A 22,809-nucleotide genomic window follows, 5' to 3' on the forward strand; every position below is an offset into this window, starting at 1 on the left:
TAATAAGTTATTTATTATTAACATGAGGTGTGTTTTTATTCCATTCTAAAAGGACGTTGCCTTTAACCTTGGTATTAAATAAATCTGAACTACTTGTCAAATGAATGATAAGCAGTTCAGAAGTATTAATCTTTTTAACTATTAATAGCCCGGGTTTTGTTGTAAATCGCCCTCCAGATTTTTTTCAATCTCGCTGTAGGGTATGGGCCAAAGGTTGTTATAATCATTATAGCTTGGACCATTTACCGGATTGTATTTTTTTGTTCTCTCTACCAGTTTTCCAAGTCTGGCCAGTGTTAAAACCCTGAATTCTTCGGCATATAATTCTCTTGCTCTTTCATCGAGAATGTAGTCGATATCCACATCACCCGCATCTATTAAAGGTGCCTGAGCTCTGTTTCGCACTGTGTTTATGTCGTCTGCAGCTTTTTGTGTTTCACTCATTCCAAAATAAGCTTCAGCCCTCAGTAGGTAGGTTTCGGAGAGACGGATGCCATAAACATCTCTAAATGCAACATGGCTCCACGAGAGTCCTCCTTCCACAACAGGATCTTGCAGGAATGCTTCAGCAGGTTGTTTTCCGGGGGTGGATGTTTTAGTAAGCCAGGGATACATGTTTCGCGTAGTATCATTCAAGCTGGCCATTCGTATTGGGAGATTGTCTTTAAATAGCCATTTCCCATTATGATCACTTGCTGGATTCCTCACAATAAAATCTCTGAATATATTCGCCATCGAATTACGGAGGTCCTGCTCGTATCCGCTTTTTTCCCAAAGTGTTTCATAAAAATAGTGAGTAGGACGCAAAAAACCGGAACTACGTCCGGCAGCATATGCATTCGGATTCGGGACCAATGTGCTTGTAGACCCGTCGTTATTTTCAATTTTTGCCTGCCAGGCACGTGGAGCAAGAAGTCTCTCCAGATATGGGCCTCCATATCCGTCTCCTCCTCCCGGAATATTGTATTCATATTCCAAAACCCAAATGGCTTCTGTATTCCCGGTAGAACGATTCTGATTACCCTGACGGAATAGATCCCAGTATACATCTGTGTCAAATTCACCCTGTGTCACCCAGGCTTTCTCGTCTTTTCTGGCTCCAAAGCGTTCGGTCATTAGTGCCGTGGACGGATGGTCAATTACAGAGGAAGCTGCATCAACCGCGTCCTGCCATTTTTCAAGGGATATGTAAACTTCTGATAACATATGAAGTGCTACAAGATTGCTAATCCGGTAATCCGCCACTTCGTCAATATTTTCCAGATTGTCTGCGGCATTCTTTAAATCTGTTGCTGCCTGCTGATAAACCTCTTCTCGCGGAGATGTTACGTAGTCTCTTTTGGGCGATTTTGTTTCTTCTAAAGTAATCGGTACGTTTCCATAAAGATTGGCCAGCATTTTATACATATAACCTCTGAAAAATTTTGCTTCTGAAGCAAAGTAAACTTTCTCTTCGGCAGTTAATTCATTGTCATCAGATGCAGATCTTTCAATAATAGCATTTGCATCATAGATTATTCGATATGCAGGTTCCCAAAGTGCATCATAAACCAATGCATCATTCGTTGGGAGTAAGATGGACGCTAAATCAGTATCGAATCCCATGTCTTTGTGAATATGAAAAATATCGGTAGCCTGGAAACCTGCATTTGGAAAATCACCAGCAGAGGCACTGCTAAAGAAATTATCTCTTACACGTGCATACAAGTTCATTACCGCAGCCTCATAATCATTACTTGTAATATAAGAGTTTTCAGGGCTGTAAAAGTCAACGGGTTCGGTTTTCAGGAATTCATCTTCGTTACATGAAAAATGAATTATAGCAAGAAATAGAAATAAAATGACCGCACTCAAGATTTTATCAGTACTTATCCTTCTAAAATATTTATTATTGGATTTCATCGTCTTAATTTTTAAAATGTTACATCAATTCCTAAAGAATAACTTTCCATAACAGGTCTTCCATTGCGGGTTAGCCCTTCTCCTGTTTCAGGGTCCCACCCTGGCCATTTGGTGAGCGTGAGCAGATTCCTGCCACTTAATATAAAGCGCATGCTTTTAACAAATTCGATCCGGCGGGGGGCCAGTGTATACGATATGGATAAGTCTTTCAGGCGGATAAAACTTCTGGAGGTATAACGTGTTCCTGCAATCCCGGATGAACCATTAATCCCGGGTCTTTGATATTTTGCATTTGGGTTCTCCGGTGTCCAGTAGTCAATATCTGTTGGAAAAGTAATGTTAAAATGATTTTCCTGGTTAAAAATAAGAAAACCGTACATCGTATCTTCACCCAAATACCATCCGTTTCCTCCCTGTACTGAATTGATAAAAAGGCGTAACGTCCAGTTCTTGTAATTTACTATATTATTAATAGAAAAACGGTAAGATGGCTGCTCGTTTCCCAGTATAGTTTTATCATCAGCATCGTATTTACTGTCGTTATTCAGATCGACAACCCGGTAAGAACCAAATTCGTATCCGTCAGGGATATCGTCATCTAACTGCCAGATGCCGTTAATTTTGTAATCATATATGGTTCCAAGCGATTCGTTTATAAATAGTCCTTCCGAAATCAAATCGTCTTCCTTCCCGTCTCCGTCGAGGTCAAATCCAAGAAGTTCCTTAATTATATCCCTGTTTCGTGAAAAATTAAAATCGGTCGTCCATGAAAAGTCTTTCTTTCTGATATTGACACTCGTTATTTGTAATTCTACACCGTGATTGTGGATTTTTCCCAGGTTGTCGGGAAAAACCTGAAATCTGCTAACTCCCGGTATATTCACGTTATAAAGCAGATCTGTTGTATTGTTATTATAATAGTCGAGCGAACCATTTAACCGGCTGTCAAACAATCTGAAATCTACACCCAGGTTTATACCCGTGGTTTTTTCCCATCTTAAGTTTGGGCTTTCAAGTGCGCTAATCCATTGGGTGTAAATGGAAGAGCCATCAGAAGTAATGTATCCCGATTCTCCGGAAACCTGTGCAAGTGTGTCGTACCTGCCAATCGTTCTGTTTCCGGTTGCTCCATAAGAGACTCTCAATTTTAGCCAGTTGAGCCAATCCGATGATTTATTCAGAAAAGGTTCTTCAGAAATAACCCAGCCCAGTGCCAATGAGGGAAAATAGCCGAATTTATTTGCTTCACTGAAACCTGAAAAACCGTCCCTCCTAATGGTAGCATTTACAAGATACTTGTTCATTAGTTTGTAGGAAATCCTTCCCATATTGTACAGACTCGATTCTTTCCAACCACCGGATTCTATTGTTTGAAGGGATGCATCTGCTGCCTGAAGCCTGTCGAAACCCAACACCGTATTGGCAAAACCAGCCCCCTCGGCACGTGTATATTCCTGTTCCCTTTTTTCAATTCCATAAAGAAGTGTAACATCTATCTGATGAATATCATTAAAGGTTTGATTGTATGATACAATGTTATCCAGGCTCATTGTATATTCAATATCGTATCTTTTGTAAGCAAGCCCGGTGAAACTATTTCCGCTTTCATCAAAAAAGTTTTTACGAGTAGTTAAATAGTTATTTCCAAATCGCATTTGATATTTGAGGCCTTCTATGGGCAGATATACATTCCCGGTGATATTTGCTCCCAGGTTAAAACGTTTGTCTTCTACATCCGCTTTTGCTTCAATTTGCGGGTTTATAGCGTTTCCTGCCGGTCTTTGTACCAATGTGCCATCCTCTTCTGTAGGGGTAGCAAAGGGCTCAAGATAACGATCTGCTGGCGAATAGGTTTGAGGACCGTAATCACTTAAAGTTAAGAAGCTTTGGATGTCCAGTTCCAACCAGTTGGTAAGTTTACTTGATAGATTTATTCTTCCGTTTATTCTTTCATAGTGTTCATCCAGCATATGACCATCCTGTTTGGTGTAGCCGATAGATGAAAAATAGTTGTTTTTTTCGGTTGCATTGGAAACTGAAATGTTGTGGCTCGTTGTATACGGGTTGTCTGTCGTAACTCCATCATACCAGTCATATGTTCTTCCCAGTTCGTATTGCCTGATTTCGTGACTGGTTTTAAAATTGGTTGTTTCTGTCCAGTCTGGGTTTGCTTCAAGGTAGCCCGATTCTGCCGTTCTGCTTTGCTGGATGTCTGAATATGCAATTTTCTGCATAAATTTTTCACCGTTAGTTTCCGCTCTTAGCTGATTATGTGGCGATTGAATGGAAAATCTTCCCGAGTATTTTATACTGGCTTCACCTTTTCCCGTTGTAGTAACAATTTGTATAACACCATTGGATGCCTGTGAACCGTATATTGCACGGGCACTGGCATCTTTTAAAACAGAGATGGATTTTATGTCGCTTGGATTGACGTCAATTAAATTTCCCCGGAATATTACACCATCAAGTACGATGAGGGGGTCTTGTTCTCCTGAGAGTGTAGATTGTCCTCTTATCGAAAGACTCGGGTTTTCACCCGCCTGGTTACTTTGCCCGATATTTAATCCGGGAACCATACCTTGCAAACCCTCTAATACAGATAAGTTGGGTTGTGCAAGAACTGCATCCATGTCGCCACTGGCAATTGAGCCGGTTAAATCTTCTTTTTTTTGGGTTCCATAACCGATTGCAACCACTTCGTCAATACCTATTACATCCGCCTCCAGTATGGCATTTATTTCTGACTGGTTATTTACCGGAATTTCAATACTCTTCATTCCAATAAAAGAGAACCCCAGAATGTCTCCGGTTTTTGCTTTTATTGTATAGTAACCATTTGCGTCAGTAACGGTTCCGTTTGTTGTTCCTTGAACCACTACTGTTACTCCGGGCAATGGAACTCCTTTTGTATCAGACACCGTTCCGCTGATTGTATTGTCTTGCTGATAATAGTTCCCGGATAATTCTGCGTTTTTGCCAGACGGAGACAATAAAATTTGCCGGTCTTTTACTTCATAATCGATGTTTTTGTCTTTCAGTAGTTGAGCAAGAATTTCAAAAATATTTTGTTCTTTGAAATTTGCATCAACGGTTTGGTTTACGTCAATCATTTTCGAACTGTAAAGAAAATAAAATTCGCTGTTGTCTTCTATGGTCCCAAGTACATCTTTTAAAGAACTATTAGTTATTGAAAGTGTAAGTCTGGTTGACTGGGAATAGCTGTCAATTCCCAATGTCTGAAGGGTGAAGACGAGTAGTAAAAAAATAGTTATTCTCATCATTAACAATATTTTTTGCAATAAAAATGCATTTTTCACCCAATGGGCAAAATGACTAATTTTTTTCATAATTTTGTTTCGTTTTGTTTTATTAATCTTTTTATTAAAAAGGATTTTTAAAAATTCAGGGCAGGAAGATGTTGGAGCATTTTCCTGCCTGTTTTAAGAAGGTATTTTCATAAGCATTTTAGAATTTAATTTGTTATTGTTTTTTAATTTTTTGCGTAAATCTTGATTATTCTTTTTGAATATGTTCCATCAGGTAGTTTATTTCGTCGAGGTATTTCGTACTTTATGGGAGTAACAACAGCAAGCATTTCTAATATTTGGAATAACGGTTCATCAATAAATGTTGCAGTATAAGTTAGATCTTTAATTTCCGGATCGATAATTTCAATGTCAACATCATACCAGCGTGAAAGTCTCTTTACAATATTTTCTATGTTATCATCTTCAAAAATCAATTTTCCGTCTTTCCAGGAGATATACTTCTCAGGATCTACATTTTGAACCTTAAATTTCTCGTTATTTAAACCAAGTTTCAGGTGTTGATTTGGTTTCATCGTAATTTTATTTTTAGATGATTTTACTTCAATTTTTCCTGATTTCAGTGTGGCCGAGACGGTTTTGTCGTCAGAATATGCTTTGACATTGAATCTGGTTCCCAGGGCTGTTACATTGATCCTATCGGTTTTTACGATAAATGGTTTTTTGGGATTATGAGCTACATCAAAATATCCTTCTCCAACGAGCGTTACCGTGCGGTTTTTTCCTTCAAAATTTTGCGGATAGAGCAGTTTGCTTCCGTGGTTTAGCCACACTTTTGTACCATCAGCTAATTCAAGTGATGTTCGGGAGCCGACAGGAGATACAATTTCGTTGATTACAGCTTTATGGTTCAGAGAAATGAGGTTTGCCGATTCCTGAAAATAATTGATATAAATAAATAAGGTAAGAACGGGAAGTAGAATTACAGCAGCAGCCCGGTAGACTATTTTTTGCCAGTTGATGTATCGTACCTTTTTATTTTTGGATTGTTCTGTGGTATAATTCGTATTGGCCAAATTGATTTTATGGTGTATTTTATCTAAACGCTGTTGCATTTGAGGCCGGGTTTCCTTATTTGCTATAGAAACCGCTTTTTTCCACTGGACTTCTAATATCCGCTGTTTTTCGGCTTGGTCTGAATTGTCGAGTAGCCAGCTAAATAAAAGATCAAGCTCATCTGGAGAACAAGTATTGTTAAAATATTTGTCAAGCAGTTTACTTTTCAATACAGACAACTGTTTTTTGTCAGGTCTTTTAGGTTCTTTTTCCATAATTGAACAATAAAATACAACTTTAAAAAGTGTACTATTATATGGTTAGATGAGCCAGAAAACAAAAACCACTACTTCTTTTTAAGAAAATTATAAAAAAAGTGAAAAAAATAGTAAGCAGGGAATATAATACTTGTTTAATTCCTGTTTTAAAAAACGATGTGATTTTGCGATATGATTTTCAACAGTGTTAACTGAAATGTTGAGTTTTTGCGCTATCTCTTTATACGAAAAATGCTCTTTGTGTTTTAGTCGGAAAACCTCACGCTGACGGGGAGGCATACAGTTAATTGCCTCTTCCAATTTCTCATTGAAAATACTCAAATCCAGTTTGTTTTCGGCGGTTGCTTCTTCTGAAATAACCTGAATAGATTTTATATATTCAATATATTTTTTTTCTTTGGCTTTTTTGCGCAGATAGCCTAAAGTTGAGTTGTAAGCAATACTAAACAAATACGATTCAAATGCATTGTAATCCTTTAATGATGCTCTGTTAATCCATAGTTTAACAAAAATTTCCTGAACAATTTCCTCTGCGTCGCTTTCTGTTTTTAATAATCCGTAAACAAATTGTTGCAGTCTGTGGCAATACTTGAAATACAGATAATCAAAAGCTTCCATGTTGCCTTCGGAAAATCTCTTTACAACAGTTTCGTCTAAATTTATTTTCTTTTTGAATGCATTTGAGCGATTCATTCCAACCATTTAAATTGCAACTCTTCAATTACTCTGGTTTTCAAATATATCAAAAATTGAACTATTCCTCAGAATTTAAATAGTTATAATTTTAATTCAATCGTCAACACTTCCGTGACTTAAAATTTTTTTTGAGATTTCGATAATGGACCGCCGAAGTTATCTATATCAAATGCTTTATTGTTTCTCAAAATAAGGTATCCGATCAATCGGCACGTCGATAGTGTATGATTTTCCACCTTTATATTTTTTTCCGTCATCAGCAATCCAGTTTCCATTGGGAAGGATCACTTCTCTTGAATATTCCTTTTTGTAAACAGGCGCTACCAACAGATTTTCGCCTAAAAGGAATTCATCTTTAATATTTTCAAATCCCTGGTTAGGATAAAAATATTCAAGATTTGAAATGACAGGTTCACCAGTCTTAGCTGATTCTTTTGCTCGTTTCAAAATCAGAGGCGTAAATTTTTTGCGTATTTCCACGGCTTTTTTTACGGCCTCAAAATTTTTTTCATTTAAAACCCGCCACGGCGCTACCGAAAACTGCATCATGGGCATCAGTGCGTGGCATTGTGCCGAGCGAACAACAAGCTCTTCGTCATAGCTGTTTAAATCGAGAAAACTGCTAAATTCGCCACCGCCAATCATGTCGGGACAAGAGAATGTATATCCCGCAAGTCCTTCTGCAATCATGTGTGGAATTAACATTTGCATGTCGCTCCACGAATGTTGTTTATCGCGTAAACGTTGGGCCAGTGGCTGCCCTGCCATTTTCCAGCACGCCCGGTATTCATTCAGCGGGTAACGTAATCCAATCCTGGCGTACAGCTCGCATTGTTCATTGGGGCTTACGTTTCCTTTACTCAGAGCATTGGGTGGGTAGTACTGCATATCTCCTGCATCAAGTTTAAAACCATCCACTCCGTATTCATTAACGAGGCGGTCGAGTTGATTGTTAAACCAGCCGACTGCAGCCGGATTACTAAAGTCGAGCAACGCTGAATACCCATTCCACCATTTGATAATGGCTGGCTCCCGGGCTGTTTCCCATGTAGTTGTTTCATCTATCTTTTGAAGAAGAAATCCTTTACCTTTCATAATTTCGCGGACAATCAATGCCTGGTCCGGACTTACAAAAGGGCAAACCCATAACATTACTTTGAATCCCATTTTATGTAGCTCATCCATCATTTGATGTGGATTGGGGAAGCGCCCCGGGTGGAAATTCCAAAGTCCGTAGTCTTCCTGCCATGTATCGTCAATCATAAAAACCCCCGGAGGAAATCCGTTATTAATTATTGCATGGGCATATTTTAATATGTCTTCCTGGTTTTGGTCGTAGGTCAACTCGATCCATGTGTTGTACTGTGGCTCAGTAAACAACATTTCATCGGGCATTTTCCCCGACGCAGGAAAGAAATGTTCTGACGCAAATTGTCTGGCCTCTTTCAGCGTGGTTCCATTTCTACCGTGTTCAACTTTCCCATAGTTTTCAGAAATGATAATCTCATTATTTCCGATTTCAAATTTGTAAGGTTTCTGGCTCCATACATACAAACCTTTATTGCTTAATAATAAAGGTTGTGTTTGATTTCCCTGATTATTGGCATAAAAGTCAAATTCAAATCCACCGGCGAGCGGCATTTTGTGCCCGTCGGTGATGACACCCGACCAGATTTTTTCACCCGGAAGCAAATCGATTTTAAACGGTTGATTTTGCGCAACCAATACAAGGTTTGGAAATAATATAAAGCTTAAAAAGAGTAATCTGAATTTCATATTTTTATTTTTTATACGATTCTTTGATGTGTTGAAGCCACCACGAGATGCCGGGATTGCAGGGTGTTCCGTCGCCACCTGGCTTACAATTTGGCGGTATACACTGTAACCAGGTTGAAGCAAAAATGTACCCCATTCCATTTTGCAAATGCTTATCAGTGTTTTTCAATTGTTCACGCTTTTTTCCTTCGGTGTAAATCCCAATGTTAATATAGTTGTACACTCCCTGCTCTTTACTGTACGCTCCCCAATAATCGGTCATTGTTCCTTCGCTCTCGATATAATGCTTGTTTTCCGGTTTATCTGAAAAATGTAAAGCCAGATCTGCATTAGCAGGAGGCAGGCCATGGTTGTTGTATCCAATCATTATTTCAAGATCCACTTTTTTCCCGGCAGCAATCATTTTTTCAATGTCAAAGCCCTTTTCGCGATATGCCATTCCTTCATTGTCCGGATCAACAAAAACATTTTTATAATCATTCTCTGAAAGCCATTTTACCGTATTTGCCACGGCTGCATTAGCTTCCTTTTGAGTCCAGTTTTCCCATTTTGCCTCGGAAGTACCCCAGTAAAGACATCCTACCAAAACTACCATGTCACGTTCGTCACAGACTTTAATAATTTTAGCCATACGGTTGGTATACACCGGATTTAAGGTTCCGTCTTTGTTGTATCCTTTTACGTCGCCAAAACGTGATCCCATAAAAAACACACTGATGGTATTTACCCCAAATGACTTGTATAAATCCAAATGCCCGATTAAATCATCAGTGGTTCCATCTGAAATTAAGGCATTGGAACAGCGCAATCCGATGCTCAAAAAAGCCTCATCATTCAAATATGCTTTGGTCCCCTTAACGGAGAAAATATTTTTACCAGCGTTTACATTTATTGCCAGGAAGATTCCAACAATGAGTATCCCGATTCTTGTCATACTTTTTGGTTTTAGTTCAGAAATATATCATAAAAGTCCTTATCTGATCATGTCCGATGGTGAAGTGAAACTGTGTGCTGTCCGTTTTTATTTCACTCCGTTGTTCAATTGGTTCTTCCAAATGGTTGCATTCGCTTACAGATTTCGCTTCATACGGCAGCTGTACTGTTACATTTTCGTCACGTCCCTCGGTTTCAATGATGCGTAAGATTATGGGATTGGTTTCATAGGCGTCCTGTTTTGTTTTTAGGCTTGAAATAATAACATGATCGCTGTTGATTCCAAAGAACGATTTTTCCAAAGGGAATGACAAATTGCTGTAAGTCCAGCCCGAAATTTCGCCCGGATGCTGATTTTCCTGTTTGGCAATTAACGGCTGATTAAATTCCCATGCCCGTAATGGAATATTTGCCTCCCGCCAATCACCTTCATGAACATTTAGCGCATATTTAAACGAATGTTTCCCTTCATCCATTCGCGGATCCATGTCTCTGGCACCACGCACTACCGACATGGTCAGTACACCATTATTGACTGTAAATCCGTATTTCCCATTATTTAAGAGTGATATTCCACAATTTTTTTCAGAATAATCGACCCATTTTTGAGCCGGAAACTCTCCCTCTGTTTCTTCCCGCTGCACATAGCCATATGCTTGATCATAACAGGCTTGTCCGTTTGCTAAAACGGTTGGAAAGGCAAGGCGCAGTATTTTATTGTGACTGTGCCAATCCACTTCCATTTCAAAATTGATTTGCTCTGAATTTGCATAAACAGTCATATAGCGTACAAATTTTGACGACTGGAAGTAATCTTCCCATTGAACAGTTACTTTTTCGGGTGAAGAAAATATGATTCTTGGTGGAGTTAGTTGATTCACGGGATATTTTTTACCTGTCAATTTCAAACTCCAGCTGTTGCCATTGTCCTCAAGCAACTGAAGCGTATTTGCAACACCATTAACAAATTCTTTTTGTAATTTTTTATTGAAGATATTTGTAACGCCTTCGTCGTTCCATTTTACTACAAAGAATTTGTTCTCAATTTGATTTTCTGTAACATCAATATCCGTTTTGGGCATTTCTGTTTTTTCGTTCGTAACAGTGTAAACTTTATATCCAAGTGCAGGGATATTTGTTGCATCCATTGAAATGGTGACCGTTTGTTTATCCTCCGACTCTTTAATTATTGAATAATGGATGCTTTTCCCTTCTGAATCTTTTAAGCTAAATTCGGTTGGTCGTTTTACAAATGAAACTTCAGCATCAACAAACTGGCTAACCTCCCATGAATGCGGATTATAAACTACCAGCGGAATTCCATCTGTTTCCGTATCGATTCGGTTTCCGATATTCTCAAGCCCCGCGGTTAACAATTCTGATGAAATTTGTTCCAGCTTGTTATAGTCTTTAAATACATCGTTGGCTCCCAATCCGGTAAGAGTGCCGGGAATAATGTCATGAAACTGATTAAAAAGTAATATTTTCCATGCTTCCAAAAAGTCTTCACGCGGATAAAAAGGTTTTCCTTTATGCATGGTACCAATGGCAGAGAATTTTTCGGCGGCAATCAGTTGGTTTTCCAGGCGCCGGTTTTGCTTTTTGATTTTTGCCTGTGAGGTATAACAACCGAGCCACTGCCCGCCGTTAGGTTGATATCCGAATTCTTTATTTTGAACAGGCCAGTTAAAATCTGCCTGATTTAGTTCATTGAAATAATCTTCAGGCGAAATAAATTTAAATTGCAGTGGAAATTCATCCGAAAGCAGTTCCATACTCCGCATGTCTGTTTCCCCGGGGCCTCCTCCGTGATCACCTTTGCCTACTGCAATCAATGGTTTGTTGTAACCTGAAATTTTAATCCATTCTTCCACTTGTCCGGGTAAAATCTTGTAATCAGGGATGTAATGCCCCGGAATTTTATACGCCAGAATCCGTGAACCGTCCGCTGATTCCCACCAGAAAATCCTTTTGTCTTTTGGTGCTTCGCGACTAAATACATAATTTTTAATTCCACACCCTGCATATATTTTAGGAATTGTACTCGAATGGCCGGTAAATACATCGGGTAACCAGGCAATCGTCACGCTTTTGATACCGAGGTTTTTTGTATAATAATCACGTCCGACCAGAAATTGTCGGATGAGGCTTTCGCCGGAGGGTAACGTTTCGTCTGTTTCAACCCACTGGCCTCCAACAACACTCCATCTTTTGTTTGAAATACGCTGTTTTACTTTTTCAAAAAGTTCGGGAAAACGGTTTTGAACGGTTTCATAATAAAGCATATAGCTTTGGGCGAATTGAAGCTCGGGATACGTATCCAGTTCTTTCAAAACATCAGAAAACGTTTTGGAAATTTCGCGGTTTTCTATCTCATTCCAACGCCAGCGGTATACCGGATCCATGTGGGCATGTCCGATAACTTTTACATCTGTCGGTTGCCTTTTCTCCTGACTTTGACTTTGTTTAAAAAGAAATATCAGAAAAATGAGAATTAAAACGGATTGAATGGAAAAGACAATCGAATCGTTTCGTCGGTTTAGTTTCAGATTCATAATATGTTATTCAATTTCTGTATACAAATATAATTTTTAAAAGAAAACGTGTTGAATTCATTTGTTTATTCTGTTGAATGATATTTGAGATTTTACATGAAAAACTCCGATTCGTTTATAAAATTCCCTGATTGGTTGATTCCTTTTTTTCTCTGAAAGTTAAGATAGTAAACTTGGCTTATGAAAACATAAATTAGGTTATTATGAAAACAAGGGAAACAAAAGCAAACAGATTTTCGGAGACGAAAACAAGAGGATTGACAACGATAATTCTTGCCGTCTTTATTTCGGTTGGTGCTTGCAGCGAAGATGAAATCTCATTGCAGCAACAAGAAGAACAGGATAATTTGCCGGTGACGGAATTTTCATATACAATTGTTGGCACCAATCAGACAACATTTTACGACGACTTTGATGTAATTTCAACACCCGCTGTAGGTGAGCCTTTTTACGGACAGGATGCCTCCTATTCCTCTAAAGAGCCAGACTATACAGATAATGGCGACGGAACAATTACGGATAACCTGACAGGGCTGATGTAGTCACAAAGTCCTGATATTAATGAAGATAATTCAATAGATTACGATGATAAACTTACATATGGTGAGGCTGTTTCTCAGGCTGAGTCATTCAACCTGGCAGGTTATACCGATTGGAGGTTACCATCTATAAAAGAACTTTATTCGTTGATAATGTTTAGCGGACTGGATGTTGATCCGATGTCAGATTCAGAATCTAAACCTTTTATCAATGTCGATTTTTTTGATTTTGCCTATGGAGATGTTGAAGCCGGAGAACGGATTATTGATGCACAATTTGTTACATCAACACTTGATGTTGGTGATTCCCAGTTTGGTGGTGGAAACCTGATGTTTGGAGTGAATTTTGCCGACGGACGAATAAAGGGGTATCCAACCGGAAACAGACCCGGAGCTGCGGGCGGAAAGACGTTTTATGTATTTTATGTTCGGGGAAACAAAAACTACGGGCAAAACGATTTTTTTGACAATGGAGATGGAACCATTACCGACCAGGCAAGCGGTCTGATGTGGATGCGGGAGGATTCAGGTGAAGGTATGACATGGGAAGAAGCACTGGAATATGCAGAAAACAGGGAATTCGCCGGTTATAACAACTGGCGGCTACCAAACATAAAGGAACTACAAAGTATTGTAGACTACTCACGGGCGCCCGGTGCCACAAGCTCCGCCGCAATTGATCCGCTATTTGATTGCACCGAAATCCAAAATGAAGCCGGGCAGCCCGATTTTCCTTTTTTCTGGTCGGGAACAACACATGAAAGCACTCGTAACGGTACTTCTGCCGCCTACGTTAGTTTTGGCCGCGCAATGGGATATTTTGATGGGCAATGGCAGGATGTTCATGGTGCAGGTGCGCAACGCAGCGATCCGAAAACCGGGGATGCCGGTAATTATCCTTATGGACACGGTCCGCAGGGCGATGCAATTCGAATCAACAATTTTGTCCGTTTGGTCAGGGATTTAGATTAAATTTGAAAATCAATTGTAGCGATGAAACTAAAGTGGTATATCATGTTGTTTCTCCCGGTTTTTTCTGTCTCCTGTTCGCAGGAGGAAAGTTTAACTGATGTTGAACAGGATTTGGAAATACCGGACTGGACCGAACTTACTCATGGGAGCGATACCGAACCTGATTTTGAAATGGTTTTTCCTGAAAATAATGTACTCCGGATTGATATACAAATAGACCCCGACAGTTGGGAAGAGATGCAAACTGATTTGACTGGCAAACTCTCGGGAGGCAATCGGGATTTGACTGCCGACCCGGTTTGGGTTCCCTGCAGCGTGTGGTTTAACAGTATTCAGTGGTACAAAGTCGGAATTCGTTTTAAAGGAAATTCAAGTTTGAAAAATTCCTACCGGGAAGGAATTAAAAAATTGCCTTTTAAACTCGATTTCGATCAGTTTGAAGATACCTGGCCAGCCATAAAAAATCAAAGATTCTACGGATTTAAACAGCTTAGTTTAAAAAATAATTATTTAGACAAATCTTTTATCCGTGAAAAGGTTGCTTCCGATCTTTTTCTAGATTTTGGCCTGATTTCTCCTCATACTGCTTTCTATCAGCTGTATATCGATTTTGGAGAAGGAACGCAGTATTTTGGACTTTATACCCTGGTTGAGGAAGTGGATGATACGGTTATTAAAACACAATATTCTGAGAGCGGAGGGAATTTGTATAAGCCGGAGGGAAATGGAGCATCCTTTGCGGAAGGTAGTTTCCGCACCTCCGATATGTACAAAAAGAGCAATGAAACCGAAAATGACTATTCCGATGTTGAAAATTTGTACGAAATAATAAATAGCAATAAAAGGGAGACCGATATCGAATATTGGAAAAGTCAGCTTTCTGAAGTATTTGACGTTCCGGTATTTTTGAAATGGCTGGCGGCAAACACCTGCATGCAAAATTGGGATACCTATGGTGTTATGACTCATAATTATTATCTATATAATAATCCTGAAACTGAAAAGCTGGAATGGATTCCATGGGATAACAATGAAGCGCTTCAGTATGGAAAGCAGGGAGGAGCGTTGTCGGTAACACTGGATGAAGTAGAGACCAATTGGCCGTTCATCAGGTATATTATTGATAACACGGAGTGGAAAGAACAGTACAAACAGGAACTGTACAGTTTTACTGAGAATATTTTTGAACCTGAAAGGATGAGTGCTACCTACGAAAAATACCGCAGCATACTGGGCAGTTATGTTATCGGCGATGCGGGAGAAGAAAATGAATATACTTTTCTAAACAGCGACAGTGAATTTGATGCAGCGATTGACTTTTTAAACAATCATGTTTCAAACAGAAATTCTGTTGTTCAGGAATATTTGGAAGAATGACTATTTTCAAAGATAATTCGGTAAATTATGCCATTCAAAATGAAGCTTAACAGTCATAACACAAAAAGAGGTGAAGTATTGGTGTATACCATTATTTGGCTGGTTATTTTTCTGATGCCCGTATTTATGTCGCGTTCCGGCACCGGTTTCGACTGGTATCGGATTGGTCACGAATGGCTGCGGATTTTGCCTTATTTGTTGGTTTTTGTAATTCACAATTTTTTATTATTTCCACAACTATTTTTAAAAAGAAAAAGATTTGAATACATTTTTATTACGCTGCTGTTTGTTGTAATTATTGCGACCGCCTGGGTTTTGGGCGGAAGATATTTGGTCCAATCGATTGAGATATTTCCTTCCCGGCCGCCGGGTTTACTGGCGAACCGACCTGGAATTCCCATGCCCATCAGACCGTGGTATGTAAATTTCAGTGAAATAATTTTGGTGTCGGTTTTAGTTGTTGGATTCAATGCAGCCATTAAACTTACTGTAAAGTGGCAGGAAGAAGAACAAAAGAACCGGATTTTGGAAAAAGAAAAATTGGAGGCTGAATTGGCATTTTTACGCAACCAGGTAAGCCCCCATTTTTTTATGAATACGCTGAATAATATTCATGCACTAATCGACATCGACAGCGAAAATGCGAAAGAATCAATTGTTAAGCTTTCCAGGTTAATGCGTTATTTGCTTTATGATTCAGAAAAAGGAGAAACAACCTTACAAAAAGAAGTTGAGTTTATAAAAAACTATGTGGAATTAATGAAACTTAGAATGGTTTCGGATGTGCGTATTGAGCTTTCCTTTCCCGGCAAAATACCGGAAGTAAAAATTCCTCCTTTACTTTTTGTGTCCCTGGTTGAAAACGCTTTTAAATATGGAGTCAGTTACCAGGCCAAATCTTTTATTGGCGTTTTTATGCGTCTGGATGGAGACAGAATAAATTTCAGAGTTAACAACAGCATTCATAATTCCCAGCCTGAAAAAGAAAAAGGCGGACTTGGGCTGAAGAATTTAAAAAAGAGGCTCAAACTCATTTACAACGATAATTTTTTACTCGAAACAAAAGAAAACGATAACAGTTTTGAAATCAATATAAAACTTCCACTCCATGGATATTAGGTGTTTGGCAATAGATGATGAACCGCTGGCTTTACAACAAATTGCCGCTTATATTCAGAAAATTCCTTTTCTGAAATTGGTGGCTCAGTGTTCGAGTGCCTTTGATGCAATAACGGTGTTGGAGTCGGAAGACATTGATTTAATGTTTGTTGATATTAATATGCCCGATTTAAACGGCCTTGATTTTGTAAAATTGCTGGATGAAAAACCGCTTCTGATATTTACAACTGCATACGCCGAATACGCAATTGAAAGCTTTAAAGTTGATGCAATTGATTATCTTTTAAAACCATTCTATTTTTCTGAATTCTCAAAAGCTGTGCAGAAAGCCCGGAAACAATTTGAGTTGATTCAAAAAATGCCGGAAGAGCTGGACAGTAACAATAATTTTCTTTTTATAAAATCGGAATACAAAATGGTTCGGATTAATTTTTCCGACATTTTATATATTGAAGGAATGAAAGAATATGTGCGTATTCATCTGGTGAGGCAAAAGCCGGTCATGTCGTTGTTAAGTATGAAATCGCTGGAAGAAAAGTTGCCTGAAAATCGTTTTATGCGGGTGCATCGCTCATACATCGTAAACCTCGACGAAATAAAAATTGTAGAGCGTTTCCGGATTGTATTTGATTCTGTTCGGATTCCGGTTTCAGAAAATTACAGGGAGAAATTTCAAATTTACCTTGACAATAATTTCTTGGGATGATTAGAGCAGGAATACCTCTTTACAATCTGATGTTTTATATCAATAACTTAAATAACCAGTTTGTAATTTAATTTTTACATTTTTGTTGCAACAATAACAAACCAATAATTTGCTTGAACCAAATACTCAACATATTGGCCAAATTTGAGCCTGTTTTGCTCGGCGAAACCACGGAGATAAAGTTGATGAACAGGATCGACCGAAAATATTGGTTTACTTTGGCACAATTGCCCGGACTGCTGGAAAAGGCGTTTCCTTTTTATCATATTCTGGAAATAGAAGGGCAAAGACTGATGGAATACCACACAACATATTTCGATACGGAAAAGGATGAAATGTATTTGACCCATCACAACCAAAAACTAAACCGGTATAAAATACGCCGGAGAAACTATGTGAATTCCAATACCGGATTTTTTGAAGTAAAATTAAAGAATAACAAGTGCCGGACAATAAAAGAAAGAATAGCGACAGATTTTGAGAATTCTGAAATATCCCGAACAGAAAATAATTTTTTGGAAACAAGTTCCCCTTTTGGAAACAAAACCCTCCAACCTGCATTAAAAAACAGGTTTTACAGAATAACACTTATTCATAAGCAAAAAACAGACAGGTGTACCATCGATTTGAAACCAAAATTCTGGAATACCAAAGACGAAATTCAATTTGATGATCTTGTGATTTTTGAACTAAAACGCAAGAGTAGCTTAAAATCTTCGCCCATGGTTTTGTGGTTGCGCGAAATGAAAATCAGACAGCGCGGTTTGTCTAAATATTGCACCGGAAGGGCTATGCTTGAACCCTCGCTCAAACAAAATGCGTTTAAACCCAGGCTGCGTTTTTTACAAAAACTAAAAGAAAATAACCCAACAGAAAATGAAAACACTGCAAATAGTTGGAATTGCTCCGACACCAATAGATGACTTTTTATTTATGGCTATCCGCTTTGGATTTAACCTGGCAGCCACCTTTGTTGTTGTTGTGCTTTTGTATGCGCGTAACAGCAAACGGAAAGATTTTTATTTTAGTTATTTCGCCATAAGCATTGCCGTTTTCCTACTCTGTTTTTTGCTGGAAAATGTAAAATTGGAACTGGGCTTTGCGCTTGGCTTGTTTGCCATCTTTGGGATTATCAGGTACAGAACTGATACCATTCCGATAAAAGAAATGACCTATCTTTTTGTAATCATTGCAGTTTCCGTTATAAATGCACTTTCAAAAGCGCATTTGGGGTATGTCGAGCTTACTTTTGTAAATGTTTTGCTTGTTGGTGCCCTGTGGACACTTGAAAAAGTTTTGATGTTACGCCAGGAAGATTCATTACTGGTTATTTATGAAAACATCGAAAATCTTCATAAAGAAAAGGAAAAAGAGCTTGTTGCTGATTTGGAGAACAGGACAGGGATAAAGATAAAGAGGTATCAGGTTGAAAAGATTGATTTTCTTCGTGATGTAGCACAGATAATGATTTATTTTGATGTAAAGAATTCAACTAAACAGGAAAAGAAATGAAGCAGAAAGGATTGATTTTATTGTTGGTTCTGAGTTTTGTTACACTAAATTCTTTCTCAAAAACCAAAAAGTTTGGAACCTGGATAGAGTTTGAATTTTCAAAAGAATTTCTCGATAAATTTGAAATTAGTATTATTCCCGAAATCCGTTTTCAGGATGATTTTACAGTTGATGAATACATGTTTGACGGGAAACTTAGCTATTCTCCTCTCGATTTTTTGGATTTTGCTGCTATATATCGTTTGAATACCAATGTAAAAAACAAAGGCAATGAAACCCTCGGAAGGTTTGCTTTTGATGCTTCGCTGCAAAAAGATCTTGGAAGGTTCGAAGCTTCTCTCAGGGGCCGCTATACCAATTATCTCGAACTGGAAGAAGATGACTCAGACAAAAAGTATTTAAGACCGCGGGTAAAATTAGAATACGATATCAAAGGCAATAAAATCAGACCATTTGCCAGCTTTGAACTGTTTCGGAATCTGACAGACAAAGAATTCGATAAGTCAAGAATTGATGTCGGAGCTACCAGAAAGATTGGGGATTTACACCGCGTGGGTGCGTATTATCGTCTACAAAACTATTTCAGCGACAAAAATTCAATTCATATTTTAGGTTTGGAATACAGGTTGAAGTTTTAGCCGCAGAGTTATTTGCGGTGGAAAAGAACGCAATTTCCAAAAATAAAAAGAGAATGTAACTTTTATTCTGAAAATTATACTTGTAATTTTACGGTGTATTCAAAATTTACAAAATGAAACAGCTTGGACTTTTTTTTGGAATTCTGTTCCTTATCCTTTCATGTGCTCCCAAAAATCAGGAGCAAAAAGATGAAGCAACACTAAAACAGGATGCGAAAATGGAATGGTGGCGCGATGCACGATTTGGTATGTTTGTTCACTGGGGGTTATATGCTATTCCGGCTGGCGAATGGAAAGGCAAGGAAATTCCGGGAATAAGCGAGTGGATAATGGCACGTGCTGAAATTCCTGTTAAGGATTATGAAAAGCTGACCGAAGAATTTAACCCGGTGAAATACAATGCAGAAGAATGGGTAAAACTGGCTAAGTTTGCCGGGATGAAATATATTGTTATCACCTCGAAACACCATGACGGGTTTGCCATGTTTCATTCCAAAGCAAGTCCGTACAACATTGTTGATGCTACACCTTTTGACCGGGACCCGTTAAAAGAGCTGGCCGATGCTTGTGAAAAATACGGCATTCGTTTGGGATTTTATTATTCGCAGGCGCAGGACTGGCACGAGCCGGGTGGCACCTATTACAACATTGAACAGGGAGAACCACACTGGGATCCGGATTTAAAACGTGAACCATTAATGAATTATATCAACGGGAAAGCGGTTCCGCAGGTTAAAGAAATACTGGAAAACTATGGTGGCCTCGATATTTTGTGGTGGGATACCCCCCGGGGAATGACAGAAGAAGCGGCAAAAGCTTTGCAGGCCGAGGTTGACAAATACCCCGAAATGTTAACCAATAATCGTTTGTACCGGCCATGGCCGGGTGATTTTTCAACACCTGAGCAACATGTCCCTCCAACCGGGCTCGATTACGACTGGGAAGTTTGTATGACCATGAACACAAGCTGGGGGTACAAAAAAAACGATGACAACTGGAAATCATCGGAATCCTTAATTCGAATGTTGGTTGACATCGCCAGCAAAGGTGGAAACCTCTTGCTGAATGTAGGTCCAACTGCCGAAGGATTGATTCCGGAGCCCAGTGTGGAACGTTTAAAGGAAATAGGGCAGTGGATGCAAAAAAACGGAGAGTCGGTATACGGTACTTCAGCAAGCCCGTTTTTTAAACTTCCCTGGGGACGCTGTACTACAAAAGAAGCTGAGTCGGGCAACCTGCTTTATCTGCATGTTTTTGATTGGCCAAGAGATGGAGTTCTTCGTGTACCCGGACTGGATGCCCGTATTAAGGACGTGTATTTGCTAACCAACAAAAAGCAAAAATTCTCCTATAAATTTGAAGGTGAAGATCTGCTGATTCATGCGCCGTCGGTGATTTTTGATCCAATAAATACGGTTGTTGTTGTGAAAACGGGTAAAAAAATGGAAATCACCAGCAATATGCCGTCATTAAAAGATGGAAAGATTTTAATGCCTGCAGATTTTGCTGATATTCATAATCCGGGATATGGAACACATGCCGTTCTTTCCGGTTCCGGAACTGAATCGGTAATCCAAAACTGGGTAGATCACCGGGCGCGTCTGGAATGGATGTTTAATGCCGCTGAGGCCGGGAATTACAGAATGGAAGTATTGGTAAAAGCCGAAAAAAGCAGCAAGTTGAATGTTAAAATGGGAGATAAAAGTCTGGAAGCTGAAATACCGGCAACCAATGATAAGTTTGAAATCGTTAATCTTGGTGAAATTGAGATTAACGAGACTGACGACAAAATTATTTCTTTAACACCTGTTCAGGAAAACTGGGGAAATGTGGGACTGATGTATCTGGAACTGATAAAAATCTAAAATCCGACGTCGGTTTATTTAATTATAGAAATTAAAATTGTTTTTGGGATAAGCGGAGAAAGCTTGATTTCATTTTTAATCTCTCGGCGCGTAATCCGGGTTGGGTTCCGGAAATTTGGCATTTGTTTCAGCCAGCTTTTTATCCAGAAGCTTTTTTAGCTCAGCCACTTTTTCCGGGTGAGTTGTGGAAATGTCCGTTGTTTCCCCTGGATCACTATCCAGGTTAAATAGCTCAATCTTATTGTCTTCATAATGCACAATCAGTTTCCACGTGTCTTTCCTGATGGCAGAACCTGGTTTCCAAGCACTCCCGTGATAATGCGGATAATGCCAAAAAAGTTCGTTTCGGGTTAAAGCTGTGTTTTGGGTTAAAACAGGTGAAAGATCAACGCCGTCGGTTGGGAGCGGTTCAATTTCAGCCAGGTTTAAAAGGGTGGGGAAGAAATCCATACTCACCACCGGCGTATTTTCCGTTCTTCCCGGATTTGTTACCTCCGGGCCTGCTATAATTAGCGGAACACGGATTCCGCCTTCGTAGCACCAGCCTTTTCCCGCACGCAGAGGGCCATTGCTGGTTGGGGCATTTTCCCGGTAAAGCGTGGAAAGCCCTCCGTTGTCGCTGGTGAAAATAACCCATGTATTTTTGTCCAACCCTTGTTGTTTTAGTGTTTCAACAATACGTCCTACATTTTCGTCCATTGCTGCCACCATCGATGCAAAGTCCGCATTTTCCTGTAAGAGTTTTGTAAAACCTTCCCCTTCCTTTTTATGCGGAACCTGCTCTATATTCAGGCTCTCACGTTTTTTTCGGTATTTTTCAATGTGTTTATTGGAAGCCTGAATGGGCGTGTGAACTGTGTAATAGGCAAGATAAAGAAAAAATGGATTGTCTTTATTTTTTGTAATAAACCGGATACTTTCATCGGTCAGCCGATCGGTTAAGTATTCCCCTTCCGGGCCGTCAGTTAGTTTGGGGTTGTTGTACGGCGAATAATAACCTCCCGGAGGGCTTCCTTTTTCGTGCCCTCCAATATTGATGTCAAAGCCCTGATCTTCCGGAAAGAATCCCTCGTCACCCAAATGCCATTTCCCGATAAAACAGGTTTGGTATCCCGCTTCATTTAGCTTTTCTGCAATCGTAATTTCCTCCAAAGCCAATTCATTTCTGTCCTGAGGCCCGAGCAAGGGGCGCATTTTCGGGTCGGCACCGGGAATCCAATCTGTAATATCCACGCGGTTGGGATGTTTCCCGGTCATAATAGCAGCGCGTGTGGGGCTGCACACCGGGTTGGCAGAATAGGCCTGTGTAAAACGAACACCACTTTTCGCCAGTTGGTCAATGTGGGGTGTTTCATAGAACGTTTCCGGGTAGTTGCATTGAACATCCGCCCATCCCAGGTCATCAACCAGAATAAAAACAATGTTTGGCTGTTCGATATCTGTTTTACACGATGATGTAATGAACAGTGCGACTAGTAGTATTAAAATGATTCTTCCGGACATTTCAGGTACAATTGGTTTGGTTTCAAACTTACAATAAAGAAGCGAAATTTGAAAATGTGTCAGGGATCTCATCTGTTAATAAATGGACACTTTTCATTTTGTTCGATAACATA

The 22,809-nt window shown here is 39.3% G+C and carries 17 protein-coding genes; 9 read left to right on the forward strand and 8 right to left on the reverse strand.

The features are described 5' to 3' along the window. Positions 1-141: 141 nt before the first annotated feature. The 7 genes from GM418_RS16500 to GM418_RS16530 all read right to left on the reverse strand — a co-directional run bounded on the left by GM418_RS16500 (position 142) and on the right by GM418_RS16530 (position 12,465). The gene (locus GM418_RS16500) at positions 142-1,902 is read right to left on the reverse strand and encodes a RagB/SusD family nutrient uptake outer membrane protein (RefSeq protein WP_158868270.1); all 1,761 of its coding nucleotides are present in this window, start codon (positions 1,900-1,902) and stop codon (positions 142-144) included. An 11-nt stretch (positions 1,903-1,913) separates the two neighbouring features. Further along, the gene (locus GM418_RS16505; protein WP_158868272.1) at positions 1,914-5,252 is read right to left on the reverse strand and encodes a TonB-dependent receptor; all 3,339 of its coding nucleotides are present in this window, start codon (positions 5,250-5,252) and stop codon (positions 1,914-1,916) included. A 143-nt stretch (positions 5,253-5,395) separates the two neighbouring features. Then, positions 5,396-6,502, reverse strand: a complete 1,107-nt coding sequence (locus tag GM418_RS16510; RefSeq protein ID WP_158868274.1) for a FecR family protein — start codon at positions 6,500-6,502, stop codon at positions 5,396-5,398. A 90-nt stretch (positions 6,503-6,592) separates the two neighbouring features. Next, positions 6,593-7,198, reverse strand: coding sequence for an RNA polymerase sigma factor (locus tag GM418_RS16515; protein WP_158868276.1), 606 nt, complete (start codon positions 7,196-7,198; stop codon positions 6,593-6,595). Positions 7,199-7,375: 177 nt separating this feature from the next. Then, complete coding sequence (locus GM418_RS16520; RefSeq protein WP_158868278.1) at positions 7,376-8,977, reverse strand: glycoside hydrolase family 31 protein; 1,602 nt, start codon at positions 8,975-8,977, stop codon at positions 7,376-7,378. A gap of 4 nt (positions 8,978-8,981) precedes the next feature. Then, positions 8,982-9,911 carry a hypothetical protein gene (locus GM418_RS16525; protein WP_158868280.1) on the reverse strand — a complete coding sequence of 310 codons (930 nt, stop codon included), beginning with the start codon at positions 9,909-9,911 and terminating at the stop codon, positions 8,982-8,984. Between the two features lie 16 nt (positions 9,912-9,927). Continuing rightward, positions 9,928-12,465, reverse strand: a complete 2,538-nt coding sequence (locus tag GM418_RS16530; protein ID WP_158868282.1) for an alpha-mannosidase — start codon at positions 12,463-12,465, stop codon at positions 9,928-9,930. Positions 12,466-12,668: 203 nt separating this feature from the next. On the opposite strand from GM418_RS16530, the gene GM418_RS31470 reads away from it, so the two are divergent. From GM418_RS31470 to GM418_RS16570, 9 genes are all read left to right on the forward strand, one after another. After that, a complete protein-coding gene (locus GM418_RS31470) occupies positions 12,669-13,007 on the forward strand; it encodes a hypothetical protein (RefSeq protein ID WP_217447498.1) in 339 nt (112 codons plus the stop codon). Positions 13,008-13,040: 33 nt separating this feature from the next. Further along, positions 13,041-13,976 carry an Lcl C-terminal domain-containing protein gene (locus tag GM418_RS31475; RefSeq protein WP_281350297.1) on the forward strand — a complete coding sequence of 312 codons (936 nt, stop codon included), beginning with the start codon at positions 13,041-13,043 and terminating at the stop codon, positions 13,974-13,976. Between the two features lie 21 nt (positions 13,977-13,997). Next, positions 13,998-15,353 carry a CotH kinase family protein gene (locus tag GM418_RS16540; RefSeq protein ID WP_158868284.1) on the forward strand — a complete coding sequence of 452 codons (1,356 nt, stop codon included), beginning with the start codon at positions 13,998-14,000 and terminating at the stop codon, positions 15,351-15,353. A gap of 39 nt (positions 15,354-15,392) precedes the next feature. After that, the gene (locus GM418_RS16545) at positions 15,393-16,472 is read left to right on the forward strand and encodes a sensor histidine kinase (protein WP_158868285.1); all 1,080 of its coding nucleotides are present in this window, start codon (positions 15,393-15,395) and stop codon (positions 16,470-16,472) included. Beyond that, on the forward strand, positions 16,462-17,178 hold the full coding sequence (locus GM418_RS16550) for a LytR/AlgR family response regulator transcription factor (protein ID WP_158868287.1): 717 nt from the start codon (positions 16,462-16,464) through the stop codon (positions 17,176-17,178). Before GM418_RS16545 ends, GM418_RS16550 begins: the two co-directional genes overlap by 11 nt. Before the next feature lie 134 nt (positions 17,179-17,312). After that, positions 17,313-18,101 carry a polyphosphate polymerase domain-containing protein gene (locus GM418_RS16555; RefSeq protein WP_158868289.1) on the forward strand — a complete coding sequence of 263 codons (789 nt, stop codon included), beginning with the start codon at positions 17,313-17,315 and terminating at the stop codon, positions 18,099-18,101. Beyond that, the gene (locus tag GM418_RS16560; protein WP_158868291.1) at positions 18,055-18,690 is read left to right on the forward strand and encodes a DUF4956 domain-containing protein; all 636 of its coding nucleotides are present in this window, start codon (positions 18,055-18,057) and stop codon (positions 18,688-18,690) included. The genes GM418_RS16555 and GM418_RS16560 overlap by 47 nt, the downstream gene beginning before the upstream one ends. After that, complete coding sequence (locus tag GM418_RS16565) at positions 18,687-19,328, forward strand: DUF2490 domain-containing protein (RefSeq protein WP_158868293.1); 642 nt, start codon at positions 18,687-18,689, stop codon at positions 19,326-19,328. The genes GM418_RS16560 and GM418_RS16565 overlap by 4 nt, the downstream gene beginning before the upstream one ends. A gap of 113 nt (positions 19,329-19,441) precedes the next feature. Then, on the forward strand, positions 19,442-21,193 hold the full coding sequence (locus GM418_RS16570; RefSeq protein WP_158868295.1) for an alpha-L-fucosidase: 1,752 nt from the start codon (positions 19,442-19,444) through the stop codon (positions 21,191-21,193). Between the two features lie 75 nt (positions 21,194-21,268). Here the strand turns inward: GM418_RS16570 and GM418_RS16575 are convergent, their stop codons facing one another. Next, a complete protein-coding gene (locus GM418_RS16575) occupies positions 21,269-22,768 on the reverse strand; it encodes a sulfatase (protein WP_217447500.1) in 1,500 nt (499 codons plus the stop codon). Positions 22,769-22,809 lie beyond the last annotated feature (41 nt).

The sequence above is a fragment of the Maribellus comscasis genome (genome assembly GCF_009762775.1).
GTDB lineage: Bacteria > Bacteroidota > Bacteroidia > Bacteroidales > Prolixibacteraceae > Draconibacterium > Draconibacterium comscasis.